The sequence below is a fragment of the Erythrobacter sp. Alg231-14 genome (assembly GCF_900149685.1).
Lineage (GTDB): Bacteria > Pseudomonadota > Alphaproteobacteria > Sphingomonadales > Sphingomonadaceae > Erythrobacter.
On record NZ_LT702999.1, the window covers coordinates 339,668 to 357,017 of the forward strand.

Genomic DNA, 17,350 nt, shown 5'->3' on the forward strand with positions numbered 1-17,350 from the left:
GCCGTCGCCGTCAAAACCAATCAATCCGGGGCTCACAGAATGATCAAACGCACACAATTCGCAAAGCTCATGATCGCGGGTGTGATGTGTGCGTCATTATCGGCATGCGCACTGTCTCCCGAAGAGAAAGCCGCCGCCATCGAAGAGGGCATCCTGTCCACTCCCGGCGCGGAAAACCTATGGGCCACTATCAAAGAAGAATATCCCGATGATTTTAACCAACTCGTGGGTCGAGCTCTCGAATTGGATCTTAGCGCCAGCAATTATGATGAATTGAGCAAACAGGTTGGCGCAGTTTGGTCGCAAGAGTTTTTTGCGCGGATTGGGTTGGATTCGATCAAAGCACCGGCAGAAGAATTGATCCGTTGGAGCGCCGCAGAAAGCGAATTATACCAAACGCTTCAACGCAGCGCAGTCGAACAATGCGGCGCGATGACCATGGGGGAATGGGTCCTGATCGATGACGGAAATGCCCTGGCAACCGCCGCGATAGCTCGCCGCAACGAGGCGCTTGTCCGCGCATCCGCAGCAGGGCGTGACAATCCGCAGACCTATGCCGAGCCAACCGAAGCCGATTTCAACAGATTGGGCGATTCGATCGCGGCGACCGGAATTGCCCCCGAATTGCAGGCTGCACTCGCATCGGATGCGGCCATGGCGGCGTTGTCACCGCAAGAGCAATGCGAAGTCGGCGTGGCTGTCTATGCAGGGCTGTCTGCCCTCCCCGACGAACAAGAGCCAGAAATGGCCGCCTATATGTTGTCGCCGGAATAGGCGCGCAACGCGGGCTCACCTAACGATGCACAAGGCCCAAAATCGCGATCTTAGCGTTTGAGAGGGAACATCTTCCGATAGGTTAAGCACCGCCACAACCACTCCAAAGGCCCGTAGCGGAAACGATCCAGCCAAGGCTTTGACCATGTGAGCATCAAAGCGCAGGTCAAAAAGGTCACCCCGTACAATTGAGGTCGGTTCAATTCACCGAACAATCCCAGACCCCATCCCTGAAACACAAAGATCATCACGAGAGATGTCCCCAAGTAGTTGGTGAAAGCTGCGCGCCCAGCCGCACGCACACGGTCCGCCAGCCAACCTGTCCACCCCGGAGAATACGCGACCAACAAAGCTGCAATGCCTAACACCATGAAGAATTGCGGGATCGGGCTCCACCCCATGAACGCTGCCAGCGTGCCGTAATAGCTAAACCCTTCGGATTTCAGCCATACCCCGATCGCAAGGCTCATCGCACCGCCGACCGAAACACCAATCCAACCCCATTTGAGCAAGGTGGATCGTTCAATCGCCCCGCTAAAGAAGCCGGTTCGATAGAGGGCAATACCAATCAGCATGAACGGCAACGTTTCGAAGCCAAAAAATAGGACGTTCCCAATCGGATCTAACCCATTTTGGACAACCCGATGCGAAACCAAGCCGACCCAATCGCCGGACTGAATCAACTGCGTTTCTATCCGATCATTGGCAAACGCCATCGTTTTGGCGGTCTCCATCGATGTCGCGGCTTCGGCAAAAGCAGTATTTTCACCTAGGTCCGTTTCTGCAACAAGATATGGGACCGTCATGGCCGCACCAAAGAAAATGGCTCCTGCCAAATATCCGGTCAAACCAATCCCCATTTGGGTCTTTGCCGACAATCGCAGCATGGGGACCACGGCGAACCCAATCAAAGCGTAATACATGAGGATGTCGCCAATCCAGATCAGGTAGAAATGGATAGCCCCGAACAGCAACAAAACCGCCAATCGCCAAACCTGTAACCAGCGCGTTTGCCCACGTGCCCAGGCACGCTCCATAAACAAATACAGCCCCGCGCCGAACAACAATGTGAACAGGCCGCGCATCTTGGTGTCGATCAAAACATATTGCGCCACGGCGAGCCATTCTGAGACTTCGCCGTGTTCGGTTAGGAAAGCTTCGGGGTACATATACGCGCTGAACGGTTGGCCAAACGCGACGATGTTCGCCACCAAGATGCCCATGACAGCAATGCCGCGAATGAAATCGAGACTCTCGATCCGGTCGGCAACACCAACAGGCGCCGAAACAGCGCCACCTGTTTCATCAGCGTTGATTGCCGGTTGCGTTTGATCGGCGGTTACCGGATCGCTCATGATGAATTCCCCCTCAACTCCGCTGTTTGGAACGAAGGCCGCCATCGTAGCATTCAGCTCGATGAGGGAAAGGAATTTAGTGACCGCGCGCGCATATCAATCGATGAGCGTAACAATGTGAGACTAGTTGCCAGCCACCATGCAAGCCTGACCTTGGCGTTTCAAGGTGTCGCATGCGCTTTGTGCCTGCGCCCTGCTGGTGAAGCCAACCGCTTGCAATCGGGTTATTCTGCCGCTGGAGACGAGACTTCTGCGGGTGCCCGAAAGCGCGGGATTGGTCGACAATCTCGACCAGAGACGCTCTGCATTGCCAGAAACGCCAAACGCACCGAGTTGAACACGCCAAGATCCGTTCATCACAGCCGATGGGCTCTGCGTCACAGGGTCTGCAGCACGCGCTGAAACGGGGGCCGGTGCAAGAGCCGGCTCTGACTGCCTCGGCGACGGAGCAGGTCGCGTAATTGCTGCGGTTCGCGTCGGAGCGCTAGCAGCTGGCCGTGTGTTGGAAATGTCAGCGGGGACAGGTGAGCCACCTGCAGGTCCTGTGCCTAGATCAATTGCAGCCAATTCTGCTGCACGTCGCTGTGCCGCTTGCGCTTCCAATTGACGCGCGAGCGATTGGGCCTGCTGACGTTGTGTCAACGGAACATAATTGTCCATTTGTGCCAGAGCTGTGCCTGCTTGTGGCAGGCCAGCGCTGTTCGCCAATGTCATCAAGGCATAAGCGCGCACCCAATCTTTGGCCGCGTAATCTGCGTTGAAATGCGCCAAGCCCAAAACGTATTGCGCGCGCGGATCCCCGCGACCCGCGGCCGCTTCGATCAATGGCATGGCCGTGGACTGTTCACCTTGTTGGAACAACAACAATCCGTAGTTATCGGCCGCCTTAACATGGCCGCGATTTGCTGCTTCGGCATACAATTCACGGGCGCGCGTTATGTTCGCTTCCACGCCGCGTCCAAGACGGTACGCTTGCGCCAGATTAAACAGAGCATCGGCATCGCCATTTTGCGCTGGACCGCGCCACTCATTCACAGCCGTGACATAGTCGCCCGCGCTCCATGCATCGACGCCTGTCTTCACATCCGCCAAAGCAGGCGAAGAAAGCAACGCAAGCGCTGCTGCCACTGATGTCAAACAACAGCCAAGCGATGAACGTTTTGTGCGATATGCCATTTGATCTGCACTCCTTGTGATGGTCCCAACTTTTTGGGCCGCGAAATTCGCATTGATTGCCAACGATCATAGTGAAGGAATGGTTAGCATTTCGTTTCTCGCGCCCCATGCATTGGTCAATGGAGGCGGCAACGATGCGCGCACTCCTTAGTTAATGCGCGCCGATAGAGTTCGGCCAATGGCGCAGGATCGGACCGCGCAAACGATCAAAAGCCAGCACACGACACCGATCAAACCGCAATCCCCGGCATCGCTTGTTAACTCAAAATTAGGGGTAGTCTGCGATCCACTATCTCATCCAACCGCAATCAGGCGGTTTACAGGTCTATTATCAGGGGGACCCAAGCGTTGCGTGTACTCGCTTTGGCATCGCAGAAAGGCGGATCGGGGAAAACGACCCTATCCGGACATCTGGCCGTTCAGGCTCAGCGCGCAGGCGCAGGCCCGGTCGTTCTGATCGATATCGACCCGCAAGGATCGCTTGCCGATTGGTGGAATGAACGCGAAGCGGAATATCCCGCTTTTGCACAAACCACCGTTGCTCGGCTGGCCAATGATCTTGCGGTGTTGCGTCAACAAGGTTTCAAACTCGCTGTGATCGATACACCGCCCGCCATTACGATGGCGATCCAATCGGTGATCGGTGTGGCTGAGTTGATCGTGGTTCCAACCCGCCCCAGTCCGCATGATTTGCGTGCTGTGGGTGCTACGGTGGATCTGTGCGAACGCGCAGGCAAACCGTTGGTGTTCGTGGTCAACGCTGCGACACCGAAGGCGAAGATCACCTCCGAAGCCGCCGTTGCATTGTCACAACATGGCACCGTGGCTCCTATCACTCTGCATCATCGCACGGATTTCGCCGCATCGATGATCGATGGTCGCACCGTGATGGAGGTCGACCCTGAAGGTCGCTCTGCTGCGGAAATGACCGCATTGTGGAAGTATATTTCGGATCGACTGGAAAAGAATTTCCGGCGCACCGTGTTCGCAGCACCGGGAACCGGTCATGCGCATGCGCAATCAAACGGGGTTAATCGTCCCGGCGGTGGCTTTGGCCGCCGAGTGGCTCAGTAAGGGGTCGCAGCGCTATGTCCGAAGCCAGCTTCGCCTCGCTAGGACCGACTTTGCTCGCTCGAAAGGGCGGTGCAAAACCCGCCATGCGTCCTCAACTCGCACCGCTGCCTGAAATGGTGGCAGAGGAACAGCTCGAAGATTTGGGCTGGAACGATATGGGTGCAGAGGATGGTGAAAGCGCTCAAATCGTTTCCATCAATCACTCCGCCAAAAACGTCGTCCTCAATGAGGCCGCAAACGAAGCCGGTGTGGAAGATGCCGAACAGGCTTTGATCAAATCGAAGCCCGTTACCAAAAAGCGCGGATTGGCGAAGAAAGACGCTAAGAAATCTAAGACCAAAGCCAAGGCAAAGCCAATCACCGAAAGGCATGCGCGTCGCGCAGCATTCACGTTGCGGCTCGACACTGATCGCCATCTCAAACTGCGTCTCGCAGCAACGATGCAAGGGATCAGCGCCCAAGCATTGGTCACCCAAGCTCTCGATGCGACCTTCGCCGAAATCGATGACCTCGATCTTCTTACAAGCCGCATGAAACGCACCTGACATTCATTTTTCTACGAACACCAAACCGCAATTTATCATGGTTAATTTAGAGGAAACGCAAATGGCCCGCCGCAACTCCAGCCGCAATCAGAGCCTTTCCGGCAAACACTCAAGTGGTCCAAACATGGCCCTTTTCATCAGCACCGCTTTGGCGAGCATGGCCTTGGCTGGTTGTGCCGCATCGGCCCCCGCTGGTGAAGTCTCGTTTGCCAAAGCTCAAACCGCGCTTGAAGATGGCAAAGTCGATCGCGCCGTCACACACGCTGAGGCGGCCGTATTGGCAGAGCCACGCAATGCCGGTTACCGGGCAATGTTGGGCGCTGCCTATTTGGAATCGGGTCGTTTCGCGTCCGCATCAACGGCTTTTGGTGAGGCAATTGATCTGGGCGACGAAGATCCGCGCACGGTTCTTAGCTTTGCTTTGACGAAAGTTGCCCTCGGAGAAAACGACGCGGCCGTGTCTATGCTGCGCGATTTCGAAACTGCCATTCCTTCCGCTGACCTCGGCCTGGCGTTCGCCTTGGCGGGACAGCCTGAGCAGGGCGTTCACCACCTCGTGAACACCATCCGCAACGGAAACAACACCTCCAAGGCGCGTCAAAACCTCGCTTATGCCTATGCATTGGCCGGCAATTGGCCCGCAGCGCGCGTAATGGCAGCCGAAGATGTGCCCGCCGATCAAATCGATGCGCGTCTCGCCGATTGGGCCGCCACCGCGCGTCCCGAAGATTACCAAGTCCGCGTTGCGGGATTGCTGGGCATCAATCCAGTAAGCGACGCCGGTCAACCACAACATTTGGCTTTGGCGAACTTCCCGAGCCAGCCCATGTTGGTGGCCGAAGCGCAACAAACGCGCGCCGACGAAATCAATGCCGACGTAGCGCCAGAATTGGCCGCCGCTGACGTAGAGAGCTCTGTTCCTGTAAGCCCACGTCAAAGCGAAGCGATGGCGTTCGGCATCGACACCGTACCGGCGGCAGCTCCTGCATCGAACAACCCAGAGCCAGTCGGAACATTTGATCCAACACCTGCTCCTGTTCGTGTTGCTGCTGCTCCTACGCCTGTGACCAATCCGTCCAGCACCGCCGCGTCGCTGTCTATGCCAGCAGTGGCCGCAGCCCCAGCCCGCGTTGGACCACGCTTTGTATCAAACGCTGTTGTGCAAGCCGTTCCAGAACGCGCTTCTGCTCCGCGTCGCGCTCCAACCCGCGTTGCAACCCCTACCCCACAACGGCGTATGGCAGTTGCAACCGGATCTTCGGCCACGCACCTTGTCCAATTGGGCAGCTTTAGCAGTCGCGCATTGGCCGAAGGCAAGTGGCGCGAAATGAAGAGCCGTTGGCCACAATTGGCCGATCACGACGTTGTAATCACCGAAGCGCAAGTGAACGACCGCACCTATTTCCGCGTAGCCGCCGCTGGTTTCGGCCAACGCTCGGCGCGCAACATGTGCAATTCGGTTAAGTCATCGGGCGGCGGTTGCTTCGCCTATGCCGCGGCCAACCCACCAGCTGGCGCCGTGGATCGCGGCGTTCGGATCGCGGCTCGCACGCGGTAAACCAATCCCCTCTCATCACTGAGAGATTCAGCAAAAACTGCCCCCGATAGCGAATGCGATCGGGGGCTTTTTTGTGCATGAGATTCCTAGCACCGGTCCACCCATGACAACGCCATCCAATGAGGATCGGCCATCACAAAGGTTGGAGCGAAGGGATCGACCTCTAGATCGGAATTGAAACGCCACCCTTGATCAAGGCTTTCACGCGGCCTTGCGCGCCCGAACGGTCAAACGGGGTGTTGTCGCCCGTCGCCTCCATCTTCCGGCGATCAATCACCCAAGGTGCATCAGGATCGATGATAGCGATGTCGGCTTCGTACCCGGGAACAATCGCCCCTGCTTTCACTCCCAAGAGCGAGGCTGGCGCTTCGGCGAGCATCGCGAACGCACGGGCCAGATCGATCACATCGTCGCGGACCAAGCTTAACACCATGGCTAGCAGTGTCTCTGCCCCCGCCATGCCCGGTTCTGCATCCGCGAAGGGCAAGCGTTTATCTTCTGCACCGCGCGGATCATGCCCGCTGGAAATGACATCGATCACCCCCTCGGCAATAGCCGCGCGCGCCGCGAGGCGATCGGCTTCGCTGCGCAATGGCGGAGAAAGGCGCGTGAATGTGCGGAAATCTGCGCTGGCCAAATCGGACAGCATGAAATGCGCAGGCGTGATGCCGCAAGTGACGCGAACGCCCCGCGCCTTGGCCGCGCGGATTAGGTCAAAACCGGCCTCTGTTGTTACCTGACGGAAGTGCACGCGCGCACCGCTCATCTCGGCCAATGTGATATCACGAGCCAAAGCAAGTGCTTCGGCTTGTGCAGGTGCGCTTGGCAATCCTAATCTGGTCGCAATTTCACCGGATGTCGCAGCAGCGTCCCCGACAAGATCGCCATCCTCTGCATGGGCGACAACGGTTAGGTCGAGCATCGCAGCATATTGGCACAGTCGCAGCATCACGCCGCTGTCTGAAATCCAGCCGCGCCCGGTTGCTACTCCACGAGCGCCGGCCTCGCGCATCAGGGCGATCTCAGCCAATTCGGCGCCCTCCAACCCGCGTGTTGCCGCAGCCAACGGATGCACCCAAAGATCGGGTTTTCCGCTTTTGGCGACATAAGCAACTCGGCTGGGATAATCGAGCGGCGGAGATTGATCGGGCATCAATGCTGCCCGTGTAATCCCGCCAAAATGAAACGCCGGTTTGTCCACCGCAAACACGCCCAAATCGACCAATCCAGGTGCAATCAATTTTCCCTGGGCGTTCAACACAGTGTCACCATCGTGCGCAGCGACATCAGCGCCGACCGCATCAATGACCCCATCGATCAATCGAACCGCGCCGACCACAATGCCAGCGGGCGTAATCACTTGGCCATTTGTAATCGTAAGGGGAGACGCTTGTTTCATGACCATCCCTCCACACCGCGGGCGGACCGGGTCAAAACATCAAGGCAGGCCATGCGAATAGCGACGCCCATTTCAACTTGTTGCGTGATAATCGATCGATCCAGCATGTCGGCGACATCACTGTCGATCTCAACACCCCTATTCATCGGTCCGGGATGCATGACCAAAGCATTGGGCGCAGCCTTGTCCAAACGGGTCTGAGTGAGACCATAGAGATGATGATATTCGCGAGCGGAAGGTATGAATTGACCAGCCATCCGTTCGGATTGAAGGCGCAGCATCATGACTACATCGGTCCCATCCAAAGCTGCGTCAAAATCGTGAAACGGCTGCGCGCCCATCGCCTCGACCCCGTCGGGCATCAATGCTGGCGGGGAGCACAGCCGGACATTTGCGCCCATCGCTTGCAAACACAAAATGTTGGATCGGGCCACGCGACTGTGAAGGATGTCACCGCAGATCGTTATTGTCCGCCCGGTGAAATCTTCCGCTTCTTCGCCGCGACGCGCAAACGCATAACGCAACGCCAACGCGTCCAACAGCGCCTGCGTCGGGTGTTCGTGACTACCATCACCGGCGTTCAAGACTGGGCAATCAACCTTGTCCGCAATCAATTGCGTCGCGCCGCTTGAGGCATGCCGAATGACAATCGCGTCGGCCCGCATCGCGTTAAGGGTGATTGCCGTGTCGATCAGCGTCTCCCCCTTCTTCACGCTTGATTGCGCCGCGTGCATGTTCACAACATCCGCACCCAACCTTTTTCCGGCAATCTCAAACGACAGCAGGGTGCGTGTCGAGTTTTCGAAAAAGGCGTTGATGATGGTGAGGCCAGACAACAGCCCTGCATGCTTGTCGCTCTGTCTGTTTAAATCGACCCATTGCTCCGCCTGAGCCAGCAAATAGAGGATCTCATGCCGTTCAAGCTTACCAATGCCGGTAAGGTCCCGATGCGGAAAGGCGAGCCGTCCAGCGGGAAACCGCTGAAGCGCGTCAGAAGAAGTCGTCGTGTCCATTAAAGCCAAGCCTCTAGTCGAGGTGCGTGCAACGCTCAACCCATTCAACGACTCAGCGCCATGGAAGTTTGGAATTTGCGTGGCTATATGGCACCAACATCGTCACCATCCGCGCGCAGACGGATGATAAGGCTACGACAAGGACACAAATACGCATGAGCTTCATTGGCAAAGCATGGAAAGTCATCGTTGGGATCAAAGATGCACTTGTCCTAATATTCATGCTGCTGTTCTTCTTGGCTTTATTCAGCATTCTGTCCGCTTCGCCCAATCCCGGTCAGGTCCGCGATGGCGCGCTGTATATCGACCTTTCAGGATTCGTCGTGGAAGAGCGCTCCGAAGTTGATCCGCTATCTACATTGCTTTCGGGAACTGCCCCGCCGGTTGAACATCAGGCCCGTGATCTCGTGCGTGCATTGGATGCAGCGGCGGGTGATGAGCGCATTAAAGCGGTCGTAATTGATATGAGCGCGTTTGCCGGCGGCGGTCAGGTCCATTTGCAAGCCATTGGCGAGGCGATGGACCGCGTGCGTCAAACCGAAAAGCCTGTTTTGACCTACGCCATTGGCTATGGCGACGATCACATGCATCTCGCGGCCCATGCCAGTGAAGTTTGGGCCGATCCCTTAGGCGGCGCGTTGATCGCGGGCCCCGGTGGTAGCAATCTATATTACGCTGAACTGCTCGATCGGTTGAACATCAACACACGCGTTTATCGGGTGGGCGAATTCAAATCCGCGGTGGAGCCCTATATTCTCGATGGTCCTTCCGACGCCGCGCGAGAAAACCGGGCTGGTCTCTATGGCGCTTTGTGGGAAGAGTGGCGGGCAAATGTCAGCAAAGCTCGCCCTGAATTGGAGCTCGACCGAGTGACCAGCGATCCAGTTGCATGGATTGAGGCATCGTCTGGCGATCTGGCAAAGGCGGCGCTGGATGCCGGATTGGTTGATGCGCTTGGCGACAGAGTTGAGTTTGGTACCCGCGTTGCGGAAATTGCGGGCGAAGACAGTTGGAGCGACGCACCCGGATCCTTTGCAGCGAGCGACCTGTCACCATTTTTGGCTGATGTAGGCCCTGGAACCGGCAGTTCGAGCAATCAAATTGCGGTTGTAACCGTGGCTGGCATCATCGTTGATGGTGACACCGGCCCAGGCAGTGCAGGCGGCGATCGCATTGCGGGGTTGCTCGATGAAGCTCTGGATGACGATGGTCTAAAAGGGCTTGTCGTGCGCGTGGATTCACCGGGCGGCTCGGTCCTCGCATCCGAAGAGATTCGCCGCGCCGTCGAACGCTATCGCAGCAAAGATATTCCTGTTGCTATTTCCTTTGCCAACGTCGCGGCAAGCGGCGGATATTGGGTCGCGACTGCGGGCGATCGTATCTTTGCACAACCAGAAACCATCACCGGGTCTATCGGCGTATTTGCAGTGTTGCCAACGTTCGAGGATGCTGCCGCCGAAATCGGTGTGTCGGCCGATGGTTATAGAACCACACCCTTGTCGGGTCAGCCCGATTTGGTCGCGGGGCTTAGCCCCGAAGTGGACGCGATTTTGCAAGCAGGTGTGAACGACACCTATTCCGACTTCCTCTCCCTCGTCGCGGAAGCACGTGGCATGACAGTCGAAGCGGTCGACCAAATCGCGCAAGGTCGCGTTTGGGATGGCGGCACCGCCAATCAAAATCGCCTGATCGATCAATTCGGAGGAATGGAAGAGGCATTGAATTGGGTGGCCGGTGAGGCCGGTCTCGAAAGCGATGATTGGAGCGCGCGTTTCCTCGGTTCGTCGCCGGCCAATTACGATTCACTGATCCGCCAATTGGCGACAAATGCCATCGCGCCGATGGTTGTCGCCGTTCCCGATGCGACTATGCGGGGCGGCGATCTTTTCGCTATGGCAGCGCGCCGACGTGGCAATCTCTTGGGCCAATTGACCCGCGATGCCCAACGGCTTTCAGGGTCACAAGGTATTCAGGCCTATTGCCTTGAATGCCCTACACAAATGCGTCCGGTCTCTTCTCGCGAAACGCACGGGCTGATGGATCTGATTGGGGCATGGCTCGCGCGATAAACATGGCGCGCACCCTGTGTGTCCGTTTCGGCAATGATTGAGGCATGCCGAATGCCCGGTTCTGACCTTGCATTACCCATTGTGGCGCAGTAGATGCCCGCGCCTGTCCAGAGTGTGCGCTTACGCCGCTCTGCAAAGGACGGGCGCGTAGCTCAGTGGTAGAGCACACCCTTCACACGGGTGGGGTCGCAAGTTCAATCCTTGCCGCGCCCACCATTCCGGGCACACAGTTTCCGAAAGCATATAGCGCCATTCAGCGCGCCTCATCTGTGAATGCGTGTGGGCTACCGATTGCTAGTCTTGGATAATATGCGGGACAAAGCGCGACATATCCTTGGTTATGCGTGAACTGTCCTCTCGCATTCCCAGACCGGCGGCGCGGTCACCAACCATCCAAACGCCCAAGACCGCGTGCCGCCCTTCAGTTTCAAACAACGGAGAATAGGCTTGAGCCACACGCGGCGATCCGCCGTATGCGCCCTGCGCTGCCTCAGTCGTTTTACCGCCTTGAATCAGGTCGACATTCTGACCCTCGCGTGAGAAATAGGGTTTCGTCACATATTCGCCCAGATCGGCAACCCGTGGGTCATCCGAGAAATAGCTTGGCAACAAATTGGGGTGGCCGGGGTGACGATCCCACAGCAAGGGCAAGATCGCTTTGTTAGAGAGCACCGCTTTCCAAGCGGGTTCGACAAACACGCCGGGCCGCAAATGTTCAGCGAACGGCTCTGTAAACATGTCTTCCCATGGATACAGTTTGAAACACCGATCGATGGTTCGATCAGACATGTCTGTGAACCGCCCTTCATCATCCACTCCAATGTCTTGGATGTCGATCATCTCGGTTTGGTGCCCGGCCTGAACCGCACAATCCATCAAATAAGTGGTGGTGCCGCGATCCTCTTCGTTCGACATCCAACAAGCAAAGTGAAAAATCCGATCCGGCGCGAAGGTTGCGAATGCATCGATCAAGGATTCCTGCAACAAATTGAATTGGTCGACATCTTCCGGCAGGACGCCAGCTTCGATTTGATCGATCATCCAATTGTGTTGAAACCAGGCACCTTCGAAAATTGAGGTTGGCGTGTCGGCATTGTATTCCAGCAATTTAGCAACGCCGCCGTCTCCACTATGGCCATCGCCGGTGTAGGCGAAGTCAAACCGGCCATAGATATGCCGGTCGCCATCGTTCCAGCTGTCTCGAACACAATCGTGGTGCTCGGCCGGTATGGCCAGCTTTGTCAGCATCTCTTCGCTCGCGACAATGTCCGGCATGATGTCCAAACACATTGCGTGCAGAGTTTCTGCTGGTGTCTCAATATCCCGCTCAATCTCATCAAGCGAGAACACATACGCCGCATCGTCGAGCCAATATGGCTCGCCGTACATTTCGTGAAATCCGAAACCGGCTTCTGCTGCTTTTTCGCGCCAATTAGGGCGTTCGGGAAGGGCTACGCGCTCCACAAATACCTATCTATCCGCCAAAACTGCTGCGTCCAGAACTACGCCCGCCAAATCCACCGCGCGCCGCCGTACGAGTGTTGACGTTCACCGGTGTAACCGTCTTGCTGCGAGGGGAAATGGTGACGTCGCCGCCGGTTCGCCCTTTGTACAATGTGGTGGGCGCATAGCCCGGATTTCGCGCACGATAATCGTAGTACCCATTGTACCCGCGCACATCGCGCAACGCCGATGAGACCAAATATCCGGTCAAGAAAGGCGAAAAATAGCTGCTGCGTTGCGATTGATAATAGGCCGGTCGACACTGATTTTCGCCCCATTGCTCTTCGCATGCTGCTTCATTGTCGAATTTGGGGGCATTCTCTGTGTGCAACGCCTGCGCTTGCTTGAATTCCTCTTCGCACACGGCCTGATCGAACCCGGCTGTGGTGCATTGCTGAACGCTAGAGAATTGATACTCTGCGGGCACGTCGTCCGAACATCCCGATACGGCTAAGCCTGCCGCCGCAATACCGCCTAAAGCGAGCGTTTTGCGAGTGCCAGAAGCGAAGCGGCGGCGTTTTTTTGCTGATGCAATTGCGGTCATGCCGTCCTCCTCAATATGTCATGCAAGCGGCATTTAGCATCCCGGTGATCAGCGCGATGCCGCCCGCCCAAACGCCTGCGCCCATTTCGCCGCCAGTAATCCGATCAGACAGACCCTTTTGCGAAAGCGATGCGATGAAGAACGCGATCAATTGGATGACCGCACCAATCAATGCCCAAATCGCAAAATCAACCAAGGAAACCGAGTTGGCTGCTGCGGATGCGAGCGGCATGCTAAAGCCAAGCAATGCACCCATATAGGCCGTTGCCGCTGCGCTGTTGCCGTCGCGGATGAGCTTCAATTCTTTGTGCGGGGTGATCAACGAATAGATCGTCGCAAACACCACCAACAGCGCAACGCCTGTTCCGAAATACGCCAAAAAAGCGGGCAATCCGCTAACATATCCATTCATCTAAACTCTCCCCGATTGCCTATCAAAATCAAACTCGGCGCACATCAGCCGCGCCCAGGCCGTATCCCAAAAGAAACTCAATCGATGCCCCTTGCTCGGTCGCATCATCATCCAAATCGCGCTCAATATTTAAAAGGAGCATCTCTTCTCCATTGCCGACTGGGCGCGCGTACAACATGCATCTTTGGTGGATACGCGTTGTCGTATCGCCATCATTGACGCTTTCGACAAATTCGACAAGCTCTGCTTGCCCATCGCCATCGCCCCAATATCGATCAAACAGCAAACCGTCTGCGTCATACACCCGTGCGCCGACATATCCGTTGGGGCCAGTCCATGTCCTCCAATCGGCTTCGCTTGCCGGGCTCACACTGTCCCATGGTTGGTAGATGCTGATATCGGCAATGCGTTCGGCTGACGCACCTTTCGGAGCCAGCACCTGCAATATGCGGTTATCTTCGTCATAATACCGCGTCAGAAAAACATCGGCGTCGAATTGCGCGGTGCCCACCGCAGCAACAATGAACGGTCCACCTGAAGGAACCGGCATGCCCGGCTCACCAGCAACAATCGCCGCCTCGACCCCCAACATGTCCACGTCCAAAGCGCCGCCAATCGCGACCGCCAAGGGGCCCCATTCGCGCGGTGTTTCTGGTTCGTCCTTCTTACCGAAAAATTTGCGGATCATGCCGCTACAACGCCTTCAAATGCGCCCCAGTTGATATCAGACGGGTCGGCCCGCTTATCCGCAAGGTAGAATATAGTTTGTCCGCCGGCCAAAAGCGTTTCGAGATCGCAGTTGAGATCGACATCACCAGTCTTGGTGTCACACACTCCCAAGAGCATCAAATCATGCGAACGCTTTAGCCCCTGCAACAATGTCATGTACGGCAATGTCGGCGCATCATTCGGGATCTGCATTGAAAACGCAGTATCCTGAGTGTGCGAAGAGAACATCAGATTGGCGAGGCGCGATGCCCCTGGATCGCGAGACGCGCGAACCATCAACTCAATCGCAATGGAAGAGATCGCCTCAACGCTGCTGTCGTGTCGCGTGATCAATTCGGCGGAACGTTCGTCATCAAAATACGCAACCACATGCGCGTTGGGCGCCGCCGCCTTAGCGGCCAATGTTGCCGCCAATGTGTCGTCATCGCTGTCGCCGCGCACGACGACGGCGCGCGCTCCGGCGCTGCCGGCGCGTTCATAGGTCGCTACCGACGAAAGGCTTTCTGCGCGAACAAAATCCAATTGTTCTGGCAGGGGGTTTTCTTCGAGATCCGGCGCGATCAGCACCATTCGTTCTGCGTCTGGGCAATCATCCATCATCATGGTCAATAAGTGGCGCGAACGCCCGCCCTGCCAGCCGACAATAATGGTGTGGTTAGCCCTCAATCGGTAATCACCCAAGCCGTTCAATCGTCGTCTCCAAAATCCACCGATATCGGCGACCGCCTTACCCAAAAATGCTGTAAAAAGCGCGATTGAGCCTGGCAACACGAACAAAAGCGCGATCAGCCGCCCTTCGCCGCTTGACGGTGACAGGTCGCCGTAACCCACCGTCGTTGCAGTTGTGACATAATAATACGCAAATGTCAGAAAACTATCAGTAAGGCCCTCTTCGCCCGCATGGACAAAGACACCGTAAGAAATCAACGCATGCACAATGAAGGCGGCGATCAATACGAACCACGAAAGCGTCGCCACTGCGATATAGACGCGTTGCCAGACGTTTTTGATCACTGGCATTTCGCCCACCCCCGTTCACGGTCTTTCAAGTTGATTGCCCTATCCGTGCCTATGACGTCAAATCTACGCCACCAATTTCTAGGCAGCAAATCCTTGCCATTAAGCCCTTGGCATTGGATTGATTAACGCCCATCTGAATGACATGTAATTGATCGGTAATCGCGCTTCTTCTAATAGGAGCACAATACCAAAGCAAAGGATTTTGAAATGCTGGAAAACTGGCCTGTTCCCGAAAGTGGGTGGAGTTTGTCCACTTTGACCGAGCTTTTTGCTTCGGACCCCGAAGCATTGGGCGATGTGGATGTTGACGTGGCACCGGGCAGCGATGTTTTGCGCGTGACTTTGAAAGAACGCGGTGATCTCGATGTGCTAGTCGCGGCCAGCGGAGAGCAGGTCTTGGCAAGCGTGATGTTAATTCCAGCCAGCGACGTTCCCAATCGCGAAGCATTCGAACGGACATTGTTGGCCGTTCACAAACTGATCCCCCTTTCAACATTTGGTATCACGCGCGTTGATGGCGCGGATTGGTACGAATTGTTTGGCGCGTTGTCCGCATGGTCGGATGCCACTGCCATGGTGGAAGAAGTCAGCGTGCTGAGCGCAAACGCCGTGGATGCGGCGGAATGGATCGGCGAATGGATCGAAAGCGGCGGCGACGCTGAAAAATTGGGAGAGCAGGCATGAGCGTTTGGGGTAAATTGTTCACCGCGGTGCGTGGCGGAGTCAACGAAGCCGCTGAAGGCGTAGCCGACAGCCAAGCCATGCGTATCCTGGATCAGGAATTGCGCGATGCCGACAATTCTCTGCGTCAGGCGCGCAGCGATCTGGCCGGGTTGATGGCCAACGCCAAGAAATTGGAAAAACGCACCAACGACCTGCGCGATAAAGAGCAACGCGACATCGCAAATGCCCGATCTGCGATGGATGCTGGTCGGGAAGACTTGGCGCGTGGATTGGCAGAGCGTGTGGCCGAAACCCGCGCAGATTTGGCGCGCGACGAAGGCGACCTTGCGAATATGCAGGCCCAACAACAAGCGATGATGCGCACCGTCAAGGAAACCGAAACCCGGATTTCCGCGATGAAACGCGAAGTCGAAAGCGTCAAAGCCACAGACTCCCTGCAACGCGCACAATCCGCGATTGCATCGTCGCATTCCGGTGTGAATTCCAAATTGGGCAGCGCGATGGGTTCATTGGAGCGTATTCGCGACAAGCAAGCGACCGTCTCCGCGCGCCTTGAAGCTGGTGAAGAATTGGCGGCGCTGGAATCGGGCGCAGACCTCGACCAACAATTGCTCGAAGCCGGAATTGGCGGGCAAAGCAGTTCGGCCGATGATATTCTGGCCGAGCTTTCCGCTCCCCCAACGCAAAAGGCACTGCCGAGCAGCTAAGAAGCGCAATGAAATTGGCCCATCCGAGTGGCGGCGAACAGCCCCGCTCGGGTGGGCTTTTTGTATCCACTCTCAGAATACAATTCTGATTCAGAGGTCGCTTAGTTTAAGCCTGCGCCCACATTCGCAGCAGATTGGCGATCGTCTTGTCCAAGGTGATCAATTCGGCAGCGTCTGTTTGCAGATTGGCCCGCAATGTCGCGCGCAAATTCTCAAGATCGAACAACATTTCTCGCTGGGATGGATCGCGTATCAGGCTTTCGATCCAACCGACGCACACGACCCGAGAGCCTCTGGTGACGGGGCGCACTTCGTGGATGCTTGTCGAAGGATACAAAACCAGTTCCCCCGCCTCGCCCTTGATCGACTGCGTCATGCCCGCCGTGTGCACAACCAGTTCTCCACCGTCATATTCATCGGGTTCGGAAAGGAACAAGGTGAAGGAAATATCGCTGCGCAGTCGCGCATCGCCAGTGCCCATCAATGCGTTGTCGACATGCGCGCCATAATATCCTCGTGGCCCTGTTCTGGCGATCATCGGGGCGGAAATTCGACGCGGCCGCGCGGCCGCCTTTACGACCGGATTTTCAGAGATGATGGGAACAATCGCATCGCGCATTTGTGCGCCTGCAGTATCATTCATCACCGCTTGTTCATTTCGCTTAACCCCACGCGCCACCGCGCCAGCAGTTTCGCGACCGTCGCGCCAATTCAACGTCGATAATCCATCGCGCATTTTCATCAGCAGGTCACGATCCTGAACTGCGGCGATTTTGAGTATCATAACC

Annotated in this window: 17 protein-coding genes and 1 tRNA gene; 8 read left to right on the forward strand and 10 right to left on the reverse strand. The window is 56.5% G+C overall.

The window, feature by feature from the left end; all coding sequences use genetic code 11:
• Positions 1 to 39: 39 nt before the first annotated feature.
• A complete protein-coding gene (locus tag BQ8290_RS01595; protein WP_337660894.1) occupies positions 40 to 774 on the forward strand; it encodes a hypothetical protein in 735 nt (244 codons plus the stop codon).
• Positions 775 to 824: 50 nt separating this feature from the next.
• Here the strand turns inward: BQ8290_RS01595 and BQ8290_RS01600 are convergent, their stop codons facing one another.
• Both BQ8290_RS01600 and BQ8290_RS01605 read right to left on the reverse strand, forming a co-directional pair.
• Entirely contained in the window at positions 825 to 2,129 is a 1,305-nt protein-coding gene (locus BQ8290_RS01600; RefSeq protein WP_337660895.1) for a DUF418 domain-containing protein, read from the reverse strand.
• 123 nt (positions 2,130 to 2,252) lie between these two features.
• Positions 2,253 to 3,305, reverse strand: coding sequence for an SPOR domain-containing protein (locus BQ8290_RS01605; RefSeq protein WP_108787059.1), 1,053 nt, complete (start codon positions 3,303 to 3,305; stop codon positions 2,253 to 2,255).
• 348 nt (positions 3,306 to 3,653) lie between these two features.
• On the opposite strand from BQ8290_RS01605, the gene BQ8290_RS01610 reads away from it, so the two are divergent.
• The 3 genes from BQ8290_RS01610 (at position 3,654) to BQ8290_RS01620 (ending at position 6,482) form a co-directional block, all read left to right on the forward strand.
• Positions 3,654 to 4,379 carry an AAA family ATPase gene (locus BQ8290_RS01610; RefSeq protein WP_108787061.1) on the forward strand — a complete coding sequence of 242 codons (726 nt, stop codon included), beginning with the start codon at positions 3,654 to 3,656 and terminating at the stop codon, positions 4,377 to 4,379.
• Between the two features lie 14 nt (positions 4,380 to 4,393).
• Positions 4,394 to 4,924 carry a toxin-antitoxin system HicB family antitoxin gene (locus tag BQ8290_RS01615; protein WP_108787063.1) on the forward strand — a complete coding sequence of 177 codons (531 nt, stop codon included), beginning with the start codon at positions 4,394 to 4,396 and terminating at the stop codon, positions 4,922 to 4,924.
• 61 nt (positions 4,925 to 4,985) lie between these two features.
• Complete coding sequence (locus BQ8290_RS01620; RefSeq protein ID WP_337660896.1) at positions 4,986 to 6,482, forward strand: SPOR domain-containing protein; 1,497 nt, start codon at positions 4,986 to 4,988, stop codon at positions 6,480 to 6,482.
• 163 nt (positions 6,483 to 6,645) lie between these two features.
• Here BQ8290_RS01620 and BQ8290_RS01625 read toward each other — a convergent pair whose 3' ends face one another.
• Complete coding sequence (locus BQ8290_RS01625) at positions 6,646 to 7,881, reverse strand: dihydroorotase (protein WP_337660897.1); 1,236 nt, start codon at positions 7,879 to 7,881, stop codon at positions 6,646 to 6,648.
• Positions 7,878 to 8,894: an aspartate carbamoyltransferase catalytic subunit gene (locus BQ8290_RS01630; protein ID WP_108787070.1), complete on the reverse strand. Its 1,017-nt coding sequence runs from the start codon at positions 8,892 to 8,894 to the stop codon at positions 7,878 to 7,880. Before BQ8290_RS01630 ends, BQ8290_RS01625 begins: the two co-directional genes overlap by 4 nt.
• A gap of 155 nt (positions 8,895 to 9,049) precedes the next feature.
• Between BQ8290_RS01630 and sppA the strand changes: the two genes are divergently transcribed.
• Together sppA and BQ8290_RS01640 are read left to right on the forward strand one after the other, a co-directional pair.
• Complete coding sequence (gene sppA, locus BQ8290_RS01635; protein ID WP_108791731.1) at positions 9,050 to 10,963, forward strand: signal peptide peptidase SppA; 1,914 nt, start codon at positions 9,050 to 9,052, stop codon at positions 10,961 to 10,963.
• A gap of 141 nt (positions 10,964 to 11,104) precedes the next feature.
• Positions 11,105 to 11,179 (forward strand) — tRNA-Val (locus BQ8290_RS01640).
• Positions 11,180 to 11,257: 78 nt separating this feature from the next.
• Here the strand turns inward: BQ8290_RS01640 and BQ8290_RS01645 are convergent.
• The 5 genes from BQ8290_RS01645 to BQ8290_RS01665 are packed head-to-tail and all read right to left on the reverse strand — an operon-like array spanning position 11,258 to position 15,171.
• Positions 11,258 to 12,427, reverse strand: a complete 1,170-nt coding sequence (locus BQ8290_RS01645; RefSeq protein ID WP_108787072.1) for a glutathionylspermidine synthase family protein — start codon at positions 12,425 to 12,427, stop codon at positions 11,258 to 11,260.
• 10 nt (positions 12,428 to 12,437) lie between these two features.
• Positions 12,438 to 13,010, reverse strand: a complete 573-nt coding sequence (locus BQ8290_RS01650; RefSeq protein ID WP_108787074.1) for a DUF1190 domain-containing protein — start codon at positions 13,008 to 13,010, stop codon at positions 12,438 to 12,440.
• A 10-nt stretch (positions 13,011 to 13,020) separates the two neighbouring features.
• The gene (locus BQ8290_RS01655; protein WP_108787076.1) at positions 13,021 to 13,422 is read right to left on the reverse strand and encodes a DUF350 domain-containing protein; all 402 of its coding nucleotides are present in this window, start codon (positions 13,420 to 13,422) and stop codon (positions 13,021 to 13,023) included.
• 28 nt (positions 13,423 to 13,450) lie between these two features.
• Positions 13,451 to 14,110 carry a DUF2491 family protein gene (locus BQ8290_RS01660; RefSeq protein WP_108787078.1) on the reverse strand — a complete coding sequence of 220 codons (660 nt, stop codon included), beginning with the start codon at positions 14,108 to 14,110 and terminating at the stop codon, positions 13,451 to 13,453.
• The gene (locus BQ8290_RS01665; protein WP_337660898.1) at positions 14,107 to 15,171 is read right to left on the reverse strand and encodes a potassium channel family protein; all 1,065 of its coding nucleotides are present in this window, start codon (positions 15,169 to 15,171) and stop codon (positions 14,107 to 14,109) included. The genes BQ8290_RS01660 and BQ8290_RS01665 overlap by 4 nt, the downstream gene beginning before the upstream one ends.
• A gap of 207 nt (positions 15,172 to 15,378) precedes the next feature.
• Between BQ8290_RS01665 and BQ8290_RS01670 the strand changes: the two genes are divergently transcribed.
• Positions 15,379 to 15,855, forward strand: coding sequence for a DUF2170 family protein (locus BQ8290_RS01670; RefSeq protein ID WP_108787080.1), 477 nt, complete (start codon positions 15,379 to 15,381; stop codon positions 15,853 to 15,855).
• Positions 15,852 to 16,562: a PspA/IM30 family protein gene (locus BQ8290_RS01675; RefSeq protein ID WP_108787083.1), complete on the forward strand. Its 711-nt coding sequence runs from the start codon at positions 15,852 to 15,854 to the stop codon at positions 16,560 to 16,562. The genes BQ8290_RS01670 and BQ8290_RS01675 overlap by 4 nt, the downstream gene beginning before the upstream one ends.
• Positions 16,563 to 16,668: 106 nt before the next feature.
• Here BQ8290_RS01675 and BQ8290_RS01680 read toward each other — a convergent pair whose 3' ends face one another.
• Positions 16,669 to 17,346 carry a Fe2+-dependent dioxygenase gene (locus BQ8290_RS01680; RefSeq protein WP_108787085.1) on the reverse strand — a complete coding sequence of 226 codons (678 nt, stop codon included), beginning with the start codon at positions 17,344 to 17,346 and terminating at the stop codon, positions 16,669 to 16,671.
• Positions 17,347 to 17,350: the final 4 nt, after the last annotated feature.